Consider the following 14,952-nt stretch of genomic DNA (forward strand, 5'->3'; position numbering starts at 1 on the left):
ACGTGGATTTATAAGGTTTTTAGGCTTCCAGCGCAGATTGCACCTGCGCTAGCAGCTATTTTTTGTGTAGCGCTTGACTATACAGGCTCGTACTGCATCGTAGGGATGCCGTCTGGGGGGCGCAGGTTCAAAATGGCCTACCAGCCGCCCGCCGGAGAAACCCATGCCCACAGACCCGCATCCCGACAGCCTGCAAGCGCTTTGCGCGTCCGAGCGGGCGGCAGTGCTGGCGCGCAGGCAGCACGTGCTGGCCCAGCCACCGGCCACTACGGCCACTGGCCCTGGCGATGCCAGCGACCTGGACCTGCCCCGTGTGGGCCTGGCCTTGTCGGGCGGCGGCATACGCAGCGCCACGTTTGCCCTGGGGCTGATGCGTGGCCTGGCGCAAAACCGCTGCGGCAGCGCCAGTATGTCGCGCGGCCTGGCCCGCGACGGCCTGCTGGGGCGGCTGGACTATTTATCTACGGTGTCGGGCGGCGGCTACATCGGAGCCATGTGGGGGCGGCTGGTGGATACCTACGGCATCCAGGCGGCGCAAAAGCTGATGGCCGACGGGGCCTCGCCCGTGCTGGCCTGGCTGCGCCGCAATGGCCGCTACCTGAACCCCGCCGGTTCGCGCGATACCGGCACGGCCGTGGCCACCTATTTGCGGGCCTGGCTGGCTATCCACACCGAGCTGATGTTCACCTGCTTTGCGCTGGGCTTGCTGGTGCTGGCCCCGCACCTGGTGCAGCACCGCCTGCAGTGGCTAGACGGCTGGGCGGCGTGGCATACGCCGTGGTGGGTGCTGTCGCTGGCGGTGGCGCTGGCCACGGTGCCGGGCCTGATCGGGGGCTACTGGGCGGCGCGCGATGCGGGCGGCGACAAGATGCTGGTGACGCACCACCTGGGGGTGCGCGACGCGGTGTTTGTGCTGGTGGCCGGGCTGTGCACGGCGCTGCTGTGGGGCAGCGTGGGCAGGGCGGGGCTGGGGGTATCGGTGGCGCAGGGGCCGGGCTGGCTGAACGCCTGCGCGCTGGGCATGGGTTCGCTGACCCTGGGCCAGGCGGGGGTGGTGCTGTGGCTTTGGCAATCGCGCAACGCATCGCATTCCCTGCTGGTGGCCCAGATCCGCCATGGGCTCACCAGCGCCCTGCGCGGGGCTTTGCTGCTGGCCCTGGGTTTGCTGGCGCTGGGCGTGCTGGATATGCTGAGCTGGTGGCTGCTGGAGGCCTGGCTGGAGGCGCTGGACGCCAAGCGCGGCGGCAACCCGTCGTGGCTGTGGGGCGGCCTGGGGGTGGGCGGCTTTGTGTTGCTGGTGCTGCGCAACCTGGTGCAGCCGCTGCAGCAAATGGCCGCCGAAACCAGCAAGCAAAAGCAGAACTGGGTGCCCCGGCTGGTGAATCTGGCCAGCCTGCTGGCCTGTGTGGGGCTGGGGCTGGGCTGGCTGGTGCTGGTGCAATGGTTTGTGTTCGCGCTGAACCCGTTTGGGGTGTTTGTGGACGTGCCCGCGGTACCGCGGGCCGGGCTGCTGCTGGCGGCTTGGGCCACCTGGATGGTGCTGACGGCGGCAAATGCGCAAATGGCCAACTCTTCGTCATTGCACAGCTTTTACCGGGCCCGGCTGGTGCGCGCCTACCTGGCGGCGGGCAACAAAAACCGCCATATGAACGACCCTACACAACCCCGCTCCAATGTGACCGAGGTGGTCGACGGCGACGACATGCACATGCACAGCTACGCACCCGAGCACAAGGGCGGCCCCATCCACCTGGTCAACACCTGCCTGAACCAGACCCGCGACTACCGCAGCGGCCTGTACAACGCCGACCGCAAGGGCGCGGCCGTTACCGCCAGCTGGCGCGGCTTTGAGGTGGGGCCGGAGAACTTCATCGCCCAAAAGAAGGGGCAGGACGTGGGCACTTTAGGCCGCTGGGTAGCGGTGTCGGGGGCCGCGGCATCGCCGGGGGCGGGGGCTTACACCTCGCGCGGCCTGGCGCTGCTGCTGTACCTGCTGGGCGTGCGCCTGGGCCACTGGATGCGCGCCCCCACCAAAAGCCCGGACCTGAAGTGGGGCAGCTGGTTTGGCTGGCGCTGGTGTCCCAAGCCGATGATGCTGGTCAACGAGGCGCTGGCCACCTTCTACGGGGTGGAGCGGCCCTGGTGGTATTTGTCGGACGGCGGGCATTTCGAGAACACCGGGGTGTACGCCTTGCTCAAGCGCGAGCTGGACTTCATCATCCTGTCCGATGCCAGCTGCGACCCCGACTACGAGTTTGGCGACCTGGAAAACCTGGTGCGCAAAGCCCGTATCGATTTCTGCGCCGAGATCGACTTCTACAGCCATGCCGAGGCCGCACGGGTACTGACCCGGCTTTTCACCCAAGAGCGCCGCGAGGTCACCGTGCTGTCGCCCGAAGACATGCAAGACAACCATTCCTGCCGGGGCGTGCTGCTGGCGCGTATCCGCTACCGCCCGCGGCCCGGTGTGGCGGGCGCGCTGGTCCGCCCGGAAGGCACGCTGCTGGTGGTCAAGCCCAATATGCACGACGCGCTGGACGTGGACCTGCTGGCCTACAAACAAAAGCACCCCGGCTTTCCGCACGAATCCACCGCCGACCAGTCCTTTGACGAGGCCCAGTGGGAAAGCTACCACCGCCTGGGCGAAGACTTTGGCCGCGCCCTGACCGACGAATGGCTGGCCCTGCTGCCCGGCTGGCGCAGCCCGGCCCACCACGGCATGCAGGTAGCGGCCCGGCTGGGTGGGGTCAAAACCGGCGACTCCAAACCGTCCGAGCCTCTGTGGCGGCGCGGCGTGCGGGCCACCGCCATCGGCACCACGCTGGGCCTGGGGGCCTCCGGCACGCTGATCGTGTCGCTGTGGCAGGTGCAAGACCAGTTGCAGCGAAAAAGCAGCGATTTGCAAGCCGACACCAGCCAGCTGTATGCCAAAGTGTCCGAAAAACTGGATACCCTGGAAGAGGCCTGCCCCAAGCTGCCCCAGCACATGCTGACCCAAACCGAAGACCTGCTGGGTCGCCGCGACAGCCCGGCCATGCGCCGCGTCGATGCCTCGGGTGTGGAGCGGCTGGTGGAGCAGATCACCGGGCAGTGCGCCAAGCTGGAGAATTATTTTGTGTGCAGCAACGCCATCCAGCAAAGGGTGCAAGACCTGTGCAGCCTGGTCAAAAAGCCTCCCATCCTGAGCAGTGCCATGGGCTATTGGGTCAACGGTGCCAGCCCCGCCGACCAGGCACGGGCCAGCCAAAACCTGCGCGACACCCTAGGCAAAAAATGGGATGCCTTGGGCGTGATGGCTTTGTTCCAGCTGTCGGTAGCACCGCCCAGCGTGGGGTCGGCCTATCCACCACCACCGGTGGTACAGCTGCCGCCGGTCGTGGTGCCGGTGGACCCCAACGTACCGGACACCAAGGCCCAGGCGGTCGCCCAGGCCTGCACTGGCAAAACCACGCTGTACATCCAGGTCTACGACCCGGCATCGTTTGCGGCAGCCAATGTGCTGCGCGACACCTTGAACCTGCAGGTCAGCGCCGCCGTGCAGGTCGCCCCGGTGGAGAACGTGGTGCGCAGCGCCGACCTGCGCCAGCAACGCCGCCCCGAGCCCTGGCCCAAACCCACCTTTGTGCTGCACGACCGCAGCAACCCCAATGCTCTGGCCACGGCCACAGGCAGCCAGGCCTGCGCCAAGGCTTTGTCGCAGTATCTGGGTGCCCCCTGGGTGCTGCCCGGCGCGCCCGACCAGGTGTGGATCCGCAACCTGCCTGACGCGCTGAAAGCCACACCCGGCGTGATCGAGTTGTGGCTACCGTCCATCGCCAGCAAAAGCGCCGAGCGGGCTATGGACAACACCCACGTCCCCCTGGCCATGGCGCAGTGGGCAGAGTAATGGTGCGCAGGGAAAGTCAGCGGCAGTCTGGCCCGGGTGCGATCCGCAGCAGTTGGGCGTTGGCACCCATAAACACCGGGCTGACCGCGCCCATATCGGCGGGGGGCTGGTAGCCCTTGTCTGCTACCAGCCAGGTGCTGCCAGTGCCGCAGCGCAGGTCTTTGGCGCGGTCTGGCGTCCACAGTATTTTTGCGGCGGCGGTGGGGTCGAAGCGGGCGGCATCGGTGAATTCCTTGCGCCAGTTGTCGTGCTGGGGGATGCTCGGGTCGTCCCAGGTGCTGAGCACGGTGGCGGGCGTTTTCAGCTGGGCGTAAAACGGCACGTCGTAGAACGCGCTGTCGATGAAGACCACGCGGTCGCCGGGCTGCTGCAGCGCGGCCAGCCGCTCGGCTACATCGCGGTGCGAGCCGGGGGCTTTCCAGGCCAGGCCTGCCACGATGGCTAGACAGGCCAGCGCACTGGCGGGTAGCACCCAGCGCCAGGCCCGGCCCCGCGCCACTACCAAACCCAGCAACGCGCACCACGGTGCCAGGGCGGGCAGGATGTAGCCCACCAGCTTGCTGCTGGGCAGGCTGAAGAAGCCCACCACGGCAATGCACCACCAGATCCACAGACTGGTCAGGCCGGGCAGGGCCGTGGCATCTGCCTCAGGTTGGGCCGCCACCGGGCGGCGCAGCCACAGTGGCCAGGGCAGGGTGAGCGCGGGCAGCACGGCAACGTAAAACCAGAACGGGTGCACGTTGTTGAAACCTGCCTGGGCAAAGCGGCGAAAGTGCTGTTCGATGAAAAAGTAGTCGTTGAACTCGGCAAATTCGCGCTGCATCAGCACAAACCACGGCCCGGCCACCGCCACAAACACGACCAGGCCCAGCGGGTGCAGCATGCGCAGAATTTGCCGCCAGCGCCCTTGCCCCAGCAGCCAGGGTCCCAGGACCAGCATCGGCAGCACGATGCCGATCAGCCCCTTGGCCAGCACCGCCAGCGCGCAGGCCAGCCAGGCGGCCAGCAGCCAGCGCAAGTCTACTGTGCGGGGCGACTCGACGGCGCGCACAAAGCACAGCACCGTGACTGTCAGCACCCCGGCCACCAGCATGTCCAGGTTGGCGTACTGGCTGCCCACAAAGAAGAACGGGCAGGTGGCCAGCACCCCCAGCGTGATGGTGGCGGGCCGCAGCCCGACCCAGCGGCGCAGTGCCAGAAACAGCGCCGCGCCCATCAACCAGGCCCCCACGAACGCGCCAAAACGGGCGGCAAAAGCGTTTACGCCCAGCGCCTGCATAGCGGCCATGTCCAGCCAGTACATCAGTGGTGGCTTGTGGAAGAAGGGCAGGCCGTTGAGCGTGGGCACCAGGCCATAGCCAAAGCCATTGCCCTGCAGCATTTCACGGGCAACGTTACCGTAGCGGCCTTCGTCAGGCAGCAGCAGCGGGCGCGCACCCAGGGTGGCCAGCAGCCAGACGGCCAGCAGTGTTAGCACCCGGCGCGGCGATGCAAGAAAATGGGAGAGTGTCAAAACAGCCCCGAAGCAATATTGATGGTCAGCGCCACCAGGGTGGTGTTGAAGAAGAAGGCCAGCACACAGTGCACCACTCCGATGCGGCGCATGGCCGAGGTGGTCAGGCTGATATCGGCTGTCTGGCCCGAGGTGCCAATGATGAAAGCGAAATAGACGAAGTCACCGTAGTCGGGCTGTGGGGTACCGGGAAACTCTAGGCCCTCGGGCTGTTTTTTTGCTTGGTTGAAGTAGAAGTCGTGGGCATAGTGCAGCGCAAACATCACATGGGTAAAGGCCCAGGAGGTGGCGATGGTCAGCACGGCCAGCCCCACGTGGGCGTAGCGCATGGCACCATGCATGTCTTTCACCACCGCCAGCTCGGCAATGATGGCGCCTAGTGTGGCCAGTGCGGCCAGCACCACCAGGGCCAGCACGGTGCGCCGCCCTTCGTCTTGCTGTTGGGCGCGCATGCGCATCTTGTCATGGTCGGCCAGCACCATCATGCGTGCTGCCAGCACCAGGTAGAGGCAAGAAAACACGTTCCAGCTGATCACCAGCCGGGTCACGGTTTGCAGCCCGGGCACACCCGCCAGCAACAGCGCGGCGAGCAGGCCCACCAGCCCCGAGGCAAACAGCCGGGGCCGGGTGTGGATGTGGCGGAACAGAAAAAAACGGGGCAGGGAATTCATCGGCGCGATTCTAGCGAGGACCATTTTGGTGTCGAGGGGCTTTACGGGGGCTTTGCGGTGCAGGGGGCGTGCTGGCAGTACAAGCTGCTGCGCTACCATCTCTTAACTCAGCTAACAAGGCGGCACACCAGGATGGACAGCAACAACAGAGTGAGATCCGCCGAAAGCGCTTCGCCATCTAGCCGATCGGGTTCCAGGTCGCGTTCAAAGCCCCGTGCAGCCCGGCTCCGTGGGTCGATGGCGTTGTTGGCATTGGTGTTTGCCGCGCTGGGGGTGTTTCTGGTACTGCACTATCCGGTAACGCCCTGGGCCGTCAGTTTGGTATTTGTGGCCTGCTGCGTGGTCTTTTTTGTCTGGCCTGATAGCTGGTTGGTGGCCGTGCCGCTGCTGCTGCCGTTGATTGGCTTTGCACCGTGGACCGGCTGGATTACTTTTGAAGAATTGGACCTGCTGGTGCTGGCAGCGGCGGTGGGTGGCTATGCCCGGCTGGCCTGGCCCTCGGCCAGCACCACGCCGGTGGCACGCCAGCCCCGCAGTTCGGCGGGTGCGTGGCTAATGCTGCTGCTGTTTGCGGCCTCTACGCTGGTCGCCATGCTGCGGGGGTTTGAGGATGCGGGCGGATTCAGCTTCGGTTGGTACCAGGGCTACCACGAGCCCATGAACAGCCTGCGTCTGGCCAAAAGCTTCTTTTTGGCCCTGCTGGTGCTGCCTTTGTGGCGGGCTGCGGTGTTGCGCCGCGGTGCGCAGGCCTCCACTTGGCTGGCCATGGGCCTGATGCTGGGGCTGGCGGGCGCATCTTTGGCCACGGTGTGGGAGCGCATGGCCTTTGTCGGCCTGTTCAATTTTTCTACCGACTACCGAACCACAGGGCTGTTTTGGGAAATGCATGTGGGTGGCGCGGCTCTGGACGGGTTTTTGGCCTTGTTGATGCCGTTTGTGCTGCGCGAGCTGTTCGTGGCCCGGTCTACCTGGCGTTGGGCTGCTGTGGTGGCCTGCCTGGCGTTGGCGGGCTACGCGTCTTTGACGACATTTTCGCGTGGGGTGTATCTGGCCGTGCCGGTCGGGATGGCCGTCACGGCGACACTGTGCCTGCTCAGCAGGCACCGCCAATTGCGCTGGGCCGGTCCCGCAGCGGTGGCGGGCGCACCCGGTATCCGCTTGGGATCGGGGGCCGCGCTGGTCGTTTTATTTGGCGGGGCGATCCTGTGGACTTTTCCTTCCAGTGGTTACCGGGGGTTGCTGGCCTTGCTGGGGGCGGTGGCGGTGGCGATGCCGCTGGCCAGCGTGCTGCGCCGGTTCAAGGCGGTGGATTGGGTGCTAGGGTTGTTTGCCGGCGTGCTGCTCAGTCTGGCTGTGTGGGCGGGGGCCATGCTGGGTTCCAAGGGTTCCTACCTGGGTTATGGCTTCTGCCTGCTGTTGACCCTGGCTTTGCTGTTTGTCAGCCGTACTGCCGTGGTGGCGTGGCCAGGCAAGCAGGTCCGGGTGGGCCTGGCGGCGCAACTGGCATTGGCCGGCTATGTGGCGGTGCTTGTCGGCGCAGGTCTGGTGGCCGAACACTGGAGCAATGCGCGCGGGGGTGAGGCCATGCTGCCGGTGCTGGCCGGTTTTCTGCTGCTGTCGCTGGTATCAGGCGCGTCGCCCAAAGCCCTGTGGCCCGCCGGGACCCGCTGGCAGGCCACCACCTGGGCTGGCATGGCCATGGTCGGGGGCATCGTGGGTATTTTTGGCGGTGGCACGTACATGAGCGAACGCTTTTCCACCACCAGCAGCGACATGGATACCCGTGTGGCCCACTGGGAGCAGGGCTGGAACATGCTCACGGCTCCCCTGGATCCGCTACTGGGCAAAGGTTTGGGGCGTTACCCCGCCAGCTTCTACCTGACCGGTGCCGCTGGCGAGCATCCTGGCGACTACCGCCTGAAGAGCCAGGACGGCAACCCGTATCTGGTGCTGGGTGGCGGCAAGCAGCAGTACATGGGCTGGGGCGAAATTCTGCGCGTGTCGCAGCGTATCCGCCCGCCAGACGGCCCGCTCAACGTGGCTTTGCGGGTGCGTACGGCCCAGGCGATTGGCCTGCACCTGGAGGTCTGCGAAAAGCATTTGCTGTACAACGGCACGTGTTTTGTGGCGAGCACCAGCGTCCAGCCGATGCCCGGTGCGTGGCAGGATTTGCGCATCCCGCTGGTGGGCAGCCCGCTGGGGGGCGGTGACTGGTACGCGCCCCGGCTGGTAGCTTTTTCGATTGCCACAGAAACCCCTCTGGGTCTGGTCGAAGTAGACAACATCCAACTGACTGGCCCGGATGGCCGCGAGCTGCTGGACAACGGTGACTTCTCCGAGGACATGCGTCGCTGGTTCTTCTCCAGCGACCGGAATCACCTGCCCTGGCACATCAAAAACGTGTTTATGAACGTGCTGTTTGACCAGGGCGCTGTGGGTTTATTGTTGTTCCTGGCGATGCTGCTGGCCGCCCTGTGGCGGGTATCCCTGGGTACGGCCAAAGACCACCCCCTGGCCCCGGGGATTGGCGGTGGCCTGGTTGGCTTTGCGCTGGTGGGCCTGTTTGACAGCCTGGTCGATGTGCCGCGCCTGGCCTTTGTGTTTTATGTGCTGCTGCTGCTGGGCCTGACGGTGCGGCAGTCCAGCGTGGCCAGGCCGCCACAGCCTAGCCGTTCCATGCCTTTATGACCAGCTTGCGCCTGCGCATCCTGGGGGTACTCAGCCTGTTGTTGTGCGTGGTGGGCGCGGCCAGTTATTTGGCCAGTTCGGCTTTGATGGACCGCAGCTTGGCGGCCTACGAGGAGCGGGCGGGATCTGACCAGTTTTTGCGGGTCACTCTGGGTTTGCGCCAGGAGGTCGATGCGCTGGTGCGTACCGTGTTGGACTACGGCGTGTGGGACGACAGTGCGCACCACCTGCAGCGCCTCAACCCCCAGTTTCTGTGGCAAGTCTTCACTACCGATGCGCTGCACAACCTGGACGTGGATTACGTGGCCTTTTTGACGCTGGACGGCCGCTTGCATTCCAGCGTGGATGTGCGCCGGGGCTTGGTCGAATCACTGCGGGATACCGATCCGGTGGTGGTCGAAGCCATGGGCAAAGTGCTGGCCGTGCCGCCGGTGCTGCGGGAGCAGGGTGGCCACCTCAAGCTGTGGCTGGGTGGCGGGCCGGTGTTGCTGGTATTCAGCCCGGTACGGCTGCGCGAAGTGGGTGCACCCACGGTGGGTTGGATGGTGATGGGGCGCGAATGGAATTCCGCCCGTTTGTCGCAGCGCATGCAGCTGACGGGCGGTCGCTTCAGTCTGCAAGCGGCGGACCGCGGTGTGCCCATGGGTACCCCCGGTATCTTGGCCGATTCTGGCGGTGCCAGCGCGCTGGGCCTGGTAGTCGATGCGCCGCAGACCCTGGAAGCCCAAAAAACCACCGGTAAACATCTGTTGCTGGCCAATGCGCTGGTGCTGGTGGTGTTGGGTGTGCTGGCCGTGGTGGTGCTGCTGGACCGGCTGGTGCTCAAGCGGCTGGGCCACTTCGCGCAGCTCGCGCGCAGCCAGCGCCGTACCGATGTCGTTGTGCTGCAGACCTGGCCGGTGCGTGGCAACGACGAACTCGACGATCTGGCCTTGTCGCTCAACACCATGGTCTCGGCGCTGGACGCGGCCCGCAAGGGGCTGGAGCACGACGTGCGCACCGACGCGCTGACCTACCTGGGCAACCGCCGCCTGCTGTACGAGCAGCTCGACCACCTGCTGGCCCAGCAAAGCCGCCAACCCGAGCTGACGCTGGCGGTGCTGCTGATCGACCTGGACGACTTCAAGCTCATCAATGACTCCCTGGGGCACGCCGCAGGCGACTTTTTGCTGGTGGAGGTGGCCCGCTCGCTGCAGCAACTGGTGCGCGCCAGCGACGTGGTGGTGCGCCTGGGTGGCGACGAATTTGTACTGCTCTACGTGGCGCATGCGGACGTACTGGGTGTAAGGCATTTTGCCGAACGGGTGCAGGAAACCGTTGCCCAAACCCGCGTCTACCAGGGCTCCAACCTCACCGTGAGCTGTTCCATCGGGGTCAGCTACGCCAGCGCCCAGGCCGACAAAGACAACCTGATGCGCAATGCCGACCTGGCTATGTACGATGCCAAACAGCTGGGCAAAGGCCGCTGTAGCTTTTACGTGGAGAGCATGCTGGGCAATGTGCAGGAGCGCATGCTGCTGGAGCAACAGCTGCGCGAATGCCTGCGGCAGGACCAGTTGGAAGTGTGGTTTCAGCCCATCGTTGATACCCGTACCGGTGCGACCCCGATGCTCGAAGCCCTGGCCCGTTGGCCACTGGAGGGTGGCGGCTTTTGCCCACCCACCAAGTTCATCCCGGTGGCCGAAGAGTCGGGTCTGATCATCGCTCTGGGCATGGCCATTGCCCGCAAGGTGGTGGCTGCCATGCCGGTTTTGCTGGCGTTGAACCCGCAGCAGATCGTCAACATCAACCTGTCGGCCAAGCAGCTGATGAGCGCCACCCTGGTGGACGAAATGTGCGCCTTGGTGGACAACCACAGCGTGCCCCGGTCTTGCGTGCATTTCGAACTGACCGAATCGGCCGTGGCCAAGGACGTAGCCCTGGCCAGCGAACACATGGCCGCCCTGGCCCACGCCGGGTTTCACCTGCACCTGGACGACTTTGGCACCGGCTATTCGTCGCTACACCGGCTGCAGACGCTGCCGTTTTCCGCCCTCAAGCTGGACCGCTCGTTTGTCATCCAGCTCGGCCAGGGCGATGCCCGCATTGCCAAGGTGATTCTGGCGCTGGGGGCTGAGCTGCAGATGCATGTGATCGCCGAGGGCATAGAAACCGAACTGGAGTACGACCGCCTGCGGGCCTTGGGCTGCCATTTCATGCAAGGCTACTGGCTTGCCCGGCCCATGCCGCTGCCCGCTGTGTTGGTCTGGCTAGAAGCGTATACGGCGAATGGTTAGAGATTTACTATCGTTTTTGTAGCTATTAGCGAAGGTGTGATATGCACTGGAGGCTGATTTGATACTTAATTTTCAGCAGGCCTGTCCAAACGGCTGAGTTCTTCCAGCGTGTTCGCATTGGCAAACGCCTGGGGCTCGGCGAACGCGACGCGCACGCAGTGATGCTGCGCCATCCAGTCGCCGACCTTGCGGCCTTCAATTGCCAAAAAGCGGGCCAGGCTGCCCTGCAGATCGGTGCGTAGCAGGCAGAAGACGGGTTGGGTGCGCTGCTGGCCGGCGTGGTCTGGCGCGGTGGCTACCACGATGTCGGCGTCTACGGCGGCGAGGCGCGCCACCAGGTCCAAAGGAAACAGCGGCGCGTCGCATGGCACGGTGGCAAGGTACGGCGTGCTGCAGTGGGTTAGCCCGGCCAGCATACCTGCCAGCGGCCCGGCGAACTCGGCATCGGCATCCGGCCAGACGGGCACGCCGAAGGCCGCGTAATCGGCCAGGTGGCGGTTGGCGCTGAGCATGAGCATGCCTACTTGGGGGCGCAGCCGTTCCAGCGCATGCAGCGCCAGCTGCTGACCGTGGAAGTCTTGCAAACCCTTGTCCACCCCGCCCATGCGCGTACCCCGGCCCCCGGCCAAAACCAGGCCGGTGATGGCTGCGCGTTCAACCACCGATGTAGCTCATCTCCACCCGCTTGGCAGCCGTGCCGGTATCAAAGGGCAGGGCGGCACGCAGGGCGGAATACTGGTCGCTGCGGCCTTGCCAGATACCTTGGATGGCAGCGGCCAGGTGGTCGTCGGTCGCTTCACCGCGCAGCAGGTTGCGCAGGTTGTGGCCCTGGCTGGCAAACAGGCACAGGTAGAGCTTGCCGTCGGTGGACAGGCGGGCGCGGCTGCAGTCGCCGCAAAAGGCTTGGGTCACGCTGCTGATTACGCCCACCTCGCCGCTGCCGTCGGCATAGGCCCAGCGCTGGGCGGTTTCGCCGAGTGCATAGGGGGCCAGCGGGCGCAGCGCCCACTGGGTTTGCAGGGTTTGCAGCACCTCAGTAGAAGGCACCACCTGGTCCATGCGCCAGCCGTTGGTGGCCCCCACGTCCATGTATTCGATGAAGCGCAGGGTGCTGCCCGTGCCTTTGAAGTGCCGGGCCATGGGCAGGATTTCATGGTCGTTGGTGCCGCGCTGCACCACCATGTTGACCTTGATGTCGGCGAGCCCGGCCTTGTGCGCGGCTTCCAGCCCTTCCAGCACATCGCGTACCGGGAAGTCCACATCGTTCATCTTGCGGAAAATGCGGTCATCCAGCCCGTCCAGGCTGACGGTCAGGCGCTGCAGGCCTGCGTCTTTCAAGGCCTGGGCCTTGCGGGCCAGCAGCGCGCCGTTGGTGGTCAAGGTTAGGTCCAGCAGTTGGCCGTCCGGAGTGCGCAGGGCGGCGAGTTGGGCGATCAGGACTTCGATGTTTTTGCGCAGCAGCGGCTCGCCGCCGGTGAGGCGGATCTTGCGTACGCCCTGGGCTACGGCGACGCGCGCCACGCGGGTGATTTCCTCAAAGCTAAGCAGCGCGCTGTGCGGCAGGTAGGGGTAGTCTTTGTCGAATACCGCTTTGGGCATGCAATAGCTGCAGCGGAAATTGCAGCGGTCGGTGACGCTGATGCGCAGGTCGTGCAGCGGGCGGTGGAGCTGGTCTAGCAGTGGGCCATCCACCAACGTGGCCAATCGCAGCGCCTGCGTGGCTTGATTGCGCTGGTCCAGCAGGGGGATGACGCGGTGGGCCATGGTTTTAGAACGACAGTGCCACGGGCTGGCCGGGTGCGGGGGTGTGCATAGTACCGATTTGTGCGGCCTGCGCAAACCCGGCATCGGCAAAGGCGGCCAACACAGCAGGCGCGGCGTCCACGCTGCAACTGACCAGCAGGCCGCCGCTGGTTTGCGGGTCGGTGATAAGGGCCTTGAGCCAGTCGGCACCGCTCCACTGCACCTGGCCGCCGTAGCCGTCCCAGTTACGGGCCGAGGCACCGGTGGCCATGCCTTGCTGGGCAAAGGCCACGGCGCGGGCGATCAGCGGCAGGGCGTTGGCATCCACCTGGGCCGACAGGCCGGAGCCCCGGCACATCTCCAGCAGGTGACCCGCCAGTCCAAAGCCGGTCACGTCGGTCATGGCGTGCAGGCCATCGATCTGTGCCAGCGCAATGCCGACCTTGTTGAGCTGGGTGGTGTGGTACAGCATCTCGGCGTAGCCGTCTGCGTCCAGCAGGCCTTTTTTCAGCGCGGCCGACAATATGCCCACGCCGAGCGGTTTGCCCAGCACCAGCACGTCGCCCGGCCGCGCATCGGCGTTGCGGCGCACCTTGTCGGGGTGCACCAGGCCCAGGCCGACCAGGCCATAAATGGGCTCCAGCACGTCGATGGAATGGCCACCGGCTATGGGGATGCCCGCCTCGCGGCACACGGCGGCCCCTCCGGCCAGCACCTGGCCAATCACTTCGGGCGGCAGCTTGGCAATCGGCATGCCTACCAGGGCCAGCGCCAGGATGGGCGTGCCGCCCATGGCGTAGATGTCGCTGAGTGCATTGGTGGCGGCGATGCGGCCAAAGTCGTAGGCATCGTCCACGATGGGGGTGAAAAAGTCGGTGGTGGCCACCAGCGCTTGGGTGGCGTTTAGGCGGTACACGGCGGCATCGTCGCTGGTCTCGGTGCCCACCAGTAGCTCGGGCGGCACCAGGCCTTGGGGTGCGCGTGCCAAAATCTCGGCCAACAAGCCGGGGGCAATCTTGCACCCGCAGCCGCCACCGTGCGAAAACTGGGTCAATGCAATGGGTTCTGAAGTCTGGGTCATAAGAGTGTCGATTGTGACAGCGGGCTATTCCGCATGAGAGCCCCTACTACGGTCAAGGACCGGCACGCCTTCCACACCCTGATCGACGCGCGCTCGCCCGCCGAGTACGCCATCGACCACATCCCGGGTGCTATCAACTGCCCGGTGCTGGACGATGCGCAGCGCGTCATCGTCGGCACGCTGTACAAACAGCAAGGCGCTTTCGAGGCCCGTCGCGTGGGCGGGGCCATGGTGGCCGAAAACCTGGCCAAGCACCTGCGCGAGAAATTTGCCGACCAGCCTGCCAAATGGACTCCGCTGGTGTACTGCTGGCGCGGCGGTATGCGCAGCGGCTCCATGGTGACCTGGATGCGCATGGTGGGATGGGACGCGCAGCAACTGCAGGGCGGCTACAAGTCCTGGCGGCGCTTTGTGATCGACGCGCTGGAGGCGCAGTGCCCCACCTTACCCTTGCGGGTGCTGGTGGGTGCCACCGGCAGCGCCAAAACCAGCGTGCTGCACGCCCTGGCCGCCCAGGGCCACCAGGTGCTGGACCTGGAAGGGTTGGCGGTTCACAAGGGCTCGATCCTGGGCGCGGTGCCCGGCCAGGCCCAGCCTTCGCAAACCGCTTTTGAAACCGGCCTGGCGCATATTCTGGAAAGGCTGGACCCCAACCGCCCGCTGTACGTGGAAGGCGAAAGCCGCAAGATCGGCCGCTTGACCCTGCCCACGCCGATGGTTATGCGCCTGCGTGCCAGCCCCTGCATTGAAATCAGCGCCACGCCTGCCGCCCGGCTGGACTACCTGCTGCGCGACTACGCTTACCTGGGTGACGCACCCCAGGCCCTGGCCGACAAGCTGGGCCTGCTCAAAGACCTGCACGGCAAACAAGTGATAGCGCGCTGGCAAGGCTGGGCGCTGGCAGGCGATCTGCAGGCGCTTTTTGCCGAGCTGATGGCCCTGCACTACGACCCGCACTACAGCCGCTCGCAAAGCAACAACTTCAGCGCCTGGTCTAGCCGCCAGGCGCTGGAGACCGACGACTTGACGCAGGCCGGGGTGGATGCACTGGCGCAGACCATTGCAGCCCTGCCATGCGCCTGAAAGCCAATTTT

At 65.5% G+C, this 14,952-nt stretch carries 9 protein-coding genes; 4 read left to right on the forward strand and 5 right to left on the reverse strand.

Annotation, left to right across the window (positions count from 1 at the left end; translation table 11 throughout):
• The first annotated feature begins 163 nt into the window (after positions 1 to 163).
• Entirely contained in the window at positions 164 to 3,886 is a 3,723-nt protein-coding gene (locus AC097L_RS00260; protein WP_479584104.1) for a hypothetical protein, read from the forward strand.
• A 16-nt stretch (positions 3,887 to 3,902) separates the two neighbouring features.
• Here AC097L_RS00260 and AC097L_RS00265 read toward each other — a convergent pair whose 3' ends face one another.
• Positions 3,903 to 5,399, reverse strand: coding sequence for an ArnT family glycosyltransferase (locus AC097L_RS00265; RefSeq protein ID WP_479584105.1), 1,497 nt, complete (start codon positions 5,397 to 5,399; stop codon positions 3,903 to 3,905).
• Positions 5,396 to 6,070 carry a DUF1345 domain-containing protein gene (locus AC097L_RS00270; protein ID WP_479584106.1) on the reverse strand — a complete coding sequence of 225 codons (675 nt, stop codon included), beginning with the start codon at positions 6,068 to 6,070 and terminating at the stop codon, positions 5,396 to 5,398. Before AC097L_RS00270 ends, AC097L_RS00265 begins: the two co-directional genes overlap by 4 nt.
• Positions 6,071 to 6,307: 237 nt before the next feature.
• Between AC097L_RS00270 and AC097L_RS00275 the strand changes: the two genes are divergently transcribed.
• Both AC097L_RS00275 and AC097L_RS00280 read left to right on the forward strand, forming a co-directional pair.
• Positions 6,308 to 8,758: a hypothetical protein gene (locus AC097L_RS00275; RefSeq protein ID WP_479584107.1), complete on the forward strand. Its 2,451-nt coding sequence runs from the start codon at positions 6,308 to 6,310 to the stop codon at positions 8,756 to 8,758.
• A complete protein-coding gene (locus AC097L_RS00280) occupies positions 8,755 to 11,034 on the forward strand; it encodes a putative bifunctional diguanylate cyclase/phosphodiesterase (protein WP_479584108.1) in 2,280 nt (759 codons plus the stop codon). Before AC097L_RS00275 ends, AC097L_RS00280 begins: the two co-directional genes overlap by 4 nt.
• Positions 11,035 to 11,099: 65 nt before the next feature.
• Here AC097L_RS00280 and mobA read toward each other — a convergent pair whose 3' ends face one another.
• The 3 genes from mobA to selD are packed head-to-tail and all read right to left on the reverse strand — an operon-like array spanning position 11,100 to position 13,858.
• Positions 11,100 to 11,696: a molybdenum cofactor guanylyltransferase MobA gene (gene mobA, locus AC097L_RS00285; protein WP_479584109.1), complete on the reverse strand. Its 597-nt coding sequence runs from the start codon at positions 11,694 to 11,696 to the stop codon at positions 11,100 to 11,102.
• Complete coding sequence (gene moaA, locus AC097L_RS00290) at positions 11,689 to 12,798, reverse strand: GTP 3',8-cyclase MoaA (RefSeq protein WP_479584110.1); 1,110 nt, start codon at positions 12,796 to 12,798, stop codon at positions 11,689 to 11,691. Before moaA ends, mobA begins: the two co-directional genes overlap by 8 nt.
• A gap of 4 nt (positions 12,799 to 12,802) precedes the next feature.
• On the reverse strand, positions 12,803 to 13,858 hold the full coding sequence (selD, locus tag AC097L_RS00295) for a selenide, water dikinase SelD (RefSeq protein WP_479584111.1): 1,056 nt from the start codon (positions 13,856 to 13,858) through the stop codon (positions 12,803 to 12,805).
• Between the two features lie 33 nt (positions 13,859 to 13,891).
• Between selD and mnmH the strand changes: the two genes are divergently transcribed.
• On the forward strand, positions 13,892 to 14,941 hold the full coding sequence (gene mnmH / locus AC097L_RS00300) for a tRNA 2-selenouridine(34) synthase MnmH (RefSeq protein ID WP_479584112.1): 1,050 nt from the start codon (positions 13,892 to 13,894) through the stop codon (positions 14,939 to 14,941).
• Positions 14,942 to 14,952: the final 11 nt, after the last annotated feature.

The sequence above is a fragment of the Rhodoferax sp. RT5P35 genome (assembly GCF_056521385.1).

What these genes read in the sequence shown, in the direction of transcription:
- AC097L_RS00260 (WP_479584104.1), top strand. Translation starts at nt 164, where the DNA reads ATGCCCACAGACCCGCATCCCGACAGCCTGCAAGCGCTTTGCGCGTCC.
- AC097L_RS00270 (WP_479584106.1), bottom strand. Translation starts at nt 6,070, where the DNA reads ATGAATTCCCTGCCCCGTTTTTTTCTGTTCCGCCACATCCACACCCGG.
- AC097L_RS00275 (WP_479584107.1), top strand. Translation starts at nt 6,308, where the DNA reads ATGGCGTTGTTGGCATTGGTGTTTGCCGCGCTGGGGGTGTTTCTGGTA.
- AC097L_RS00280 (WP_479584108.1), top strand. Translation starts at nt 8,755, where the DNA reads ATGACCAGCTTGCGCCTGCGCATCCTGGGGGTACTCAGCCTGTTGTTG.
- moaA (WP_479584110.1), bottom strand. Translation starts at nt 12,798, where the DNA reads ATGGCCCACCGCGTCATCCCCCTGCTGGACCAGCGCAATCAAGCCACG.
- selD (WP_479584111.1), bottom strand. Translation starts at nt 13,858, where the DNA reads ATGACCCAGACTTCAGAACCCATTGCATTGACCCAGTTTTCGCACGGT.
- mnmH (WP_479584112.1), top strand. Translation starts at nt 13,892, where the DNA reads ATGAGAGCCCCTACTACGGTCAAGGACCGGCACGCCTTCCACACCCTG.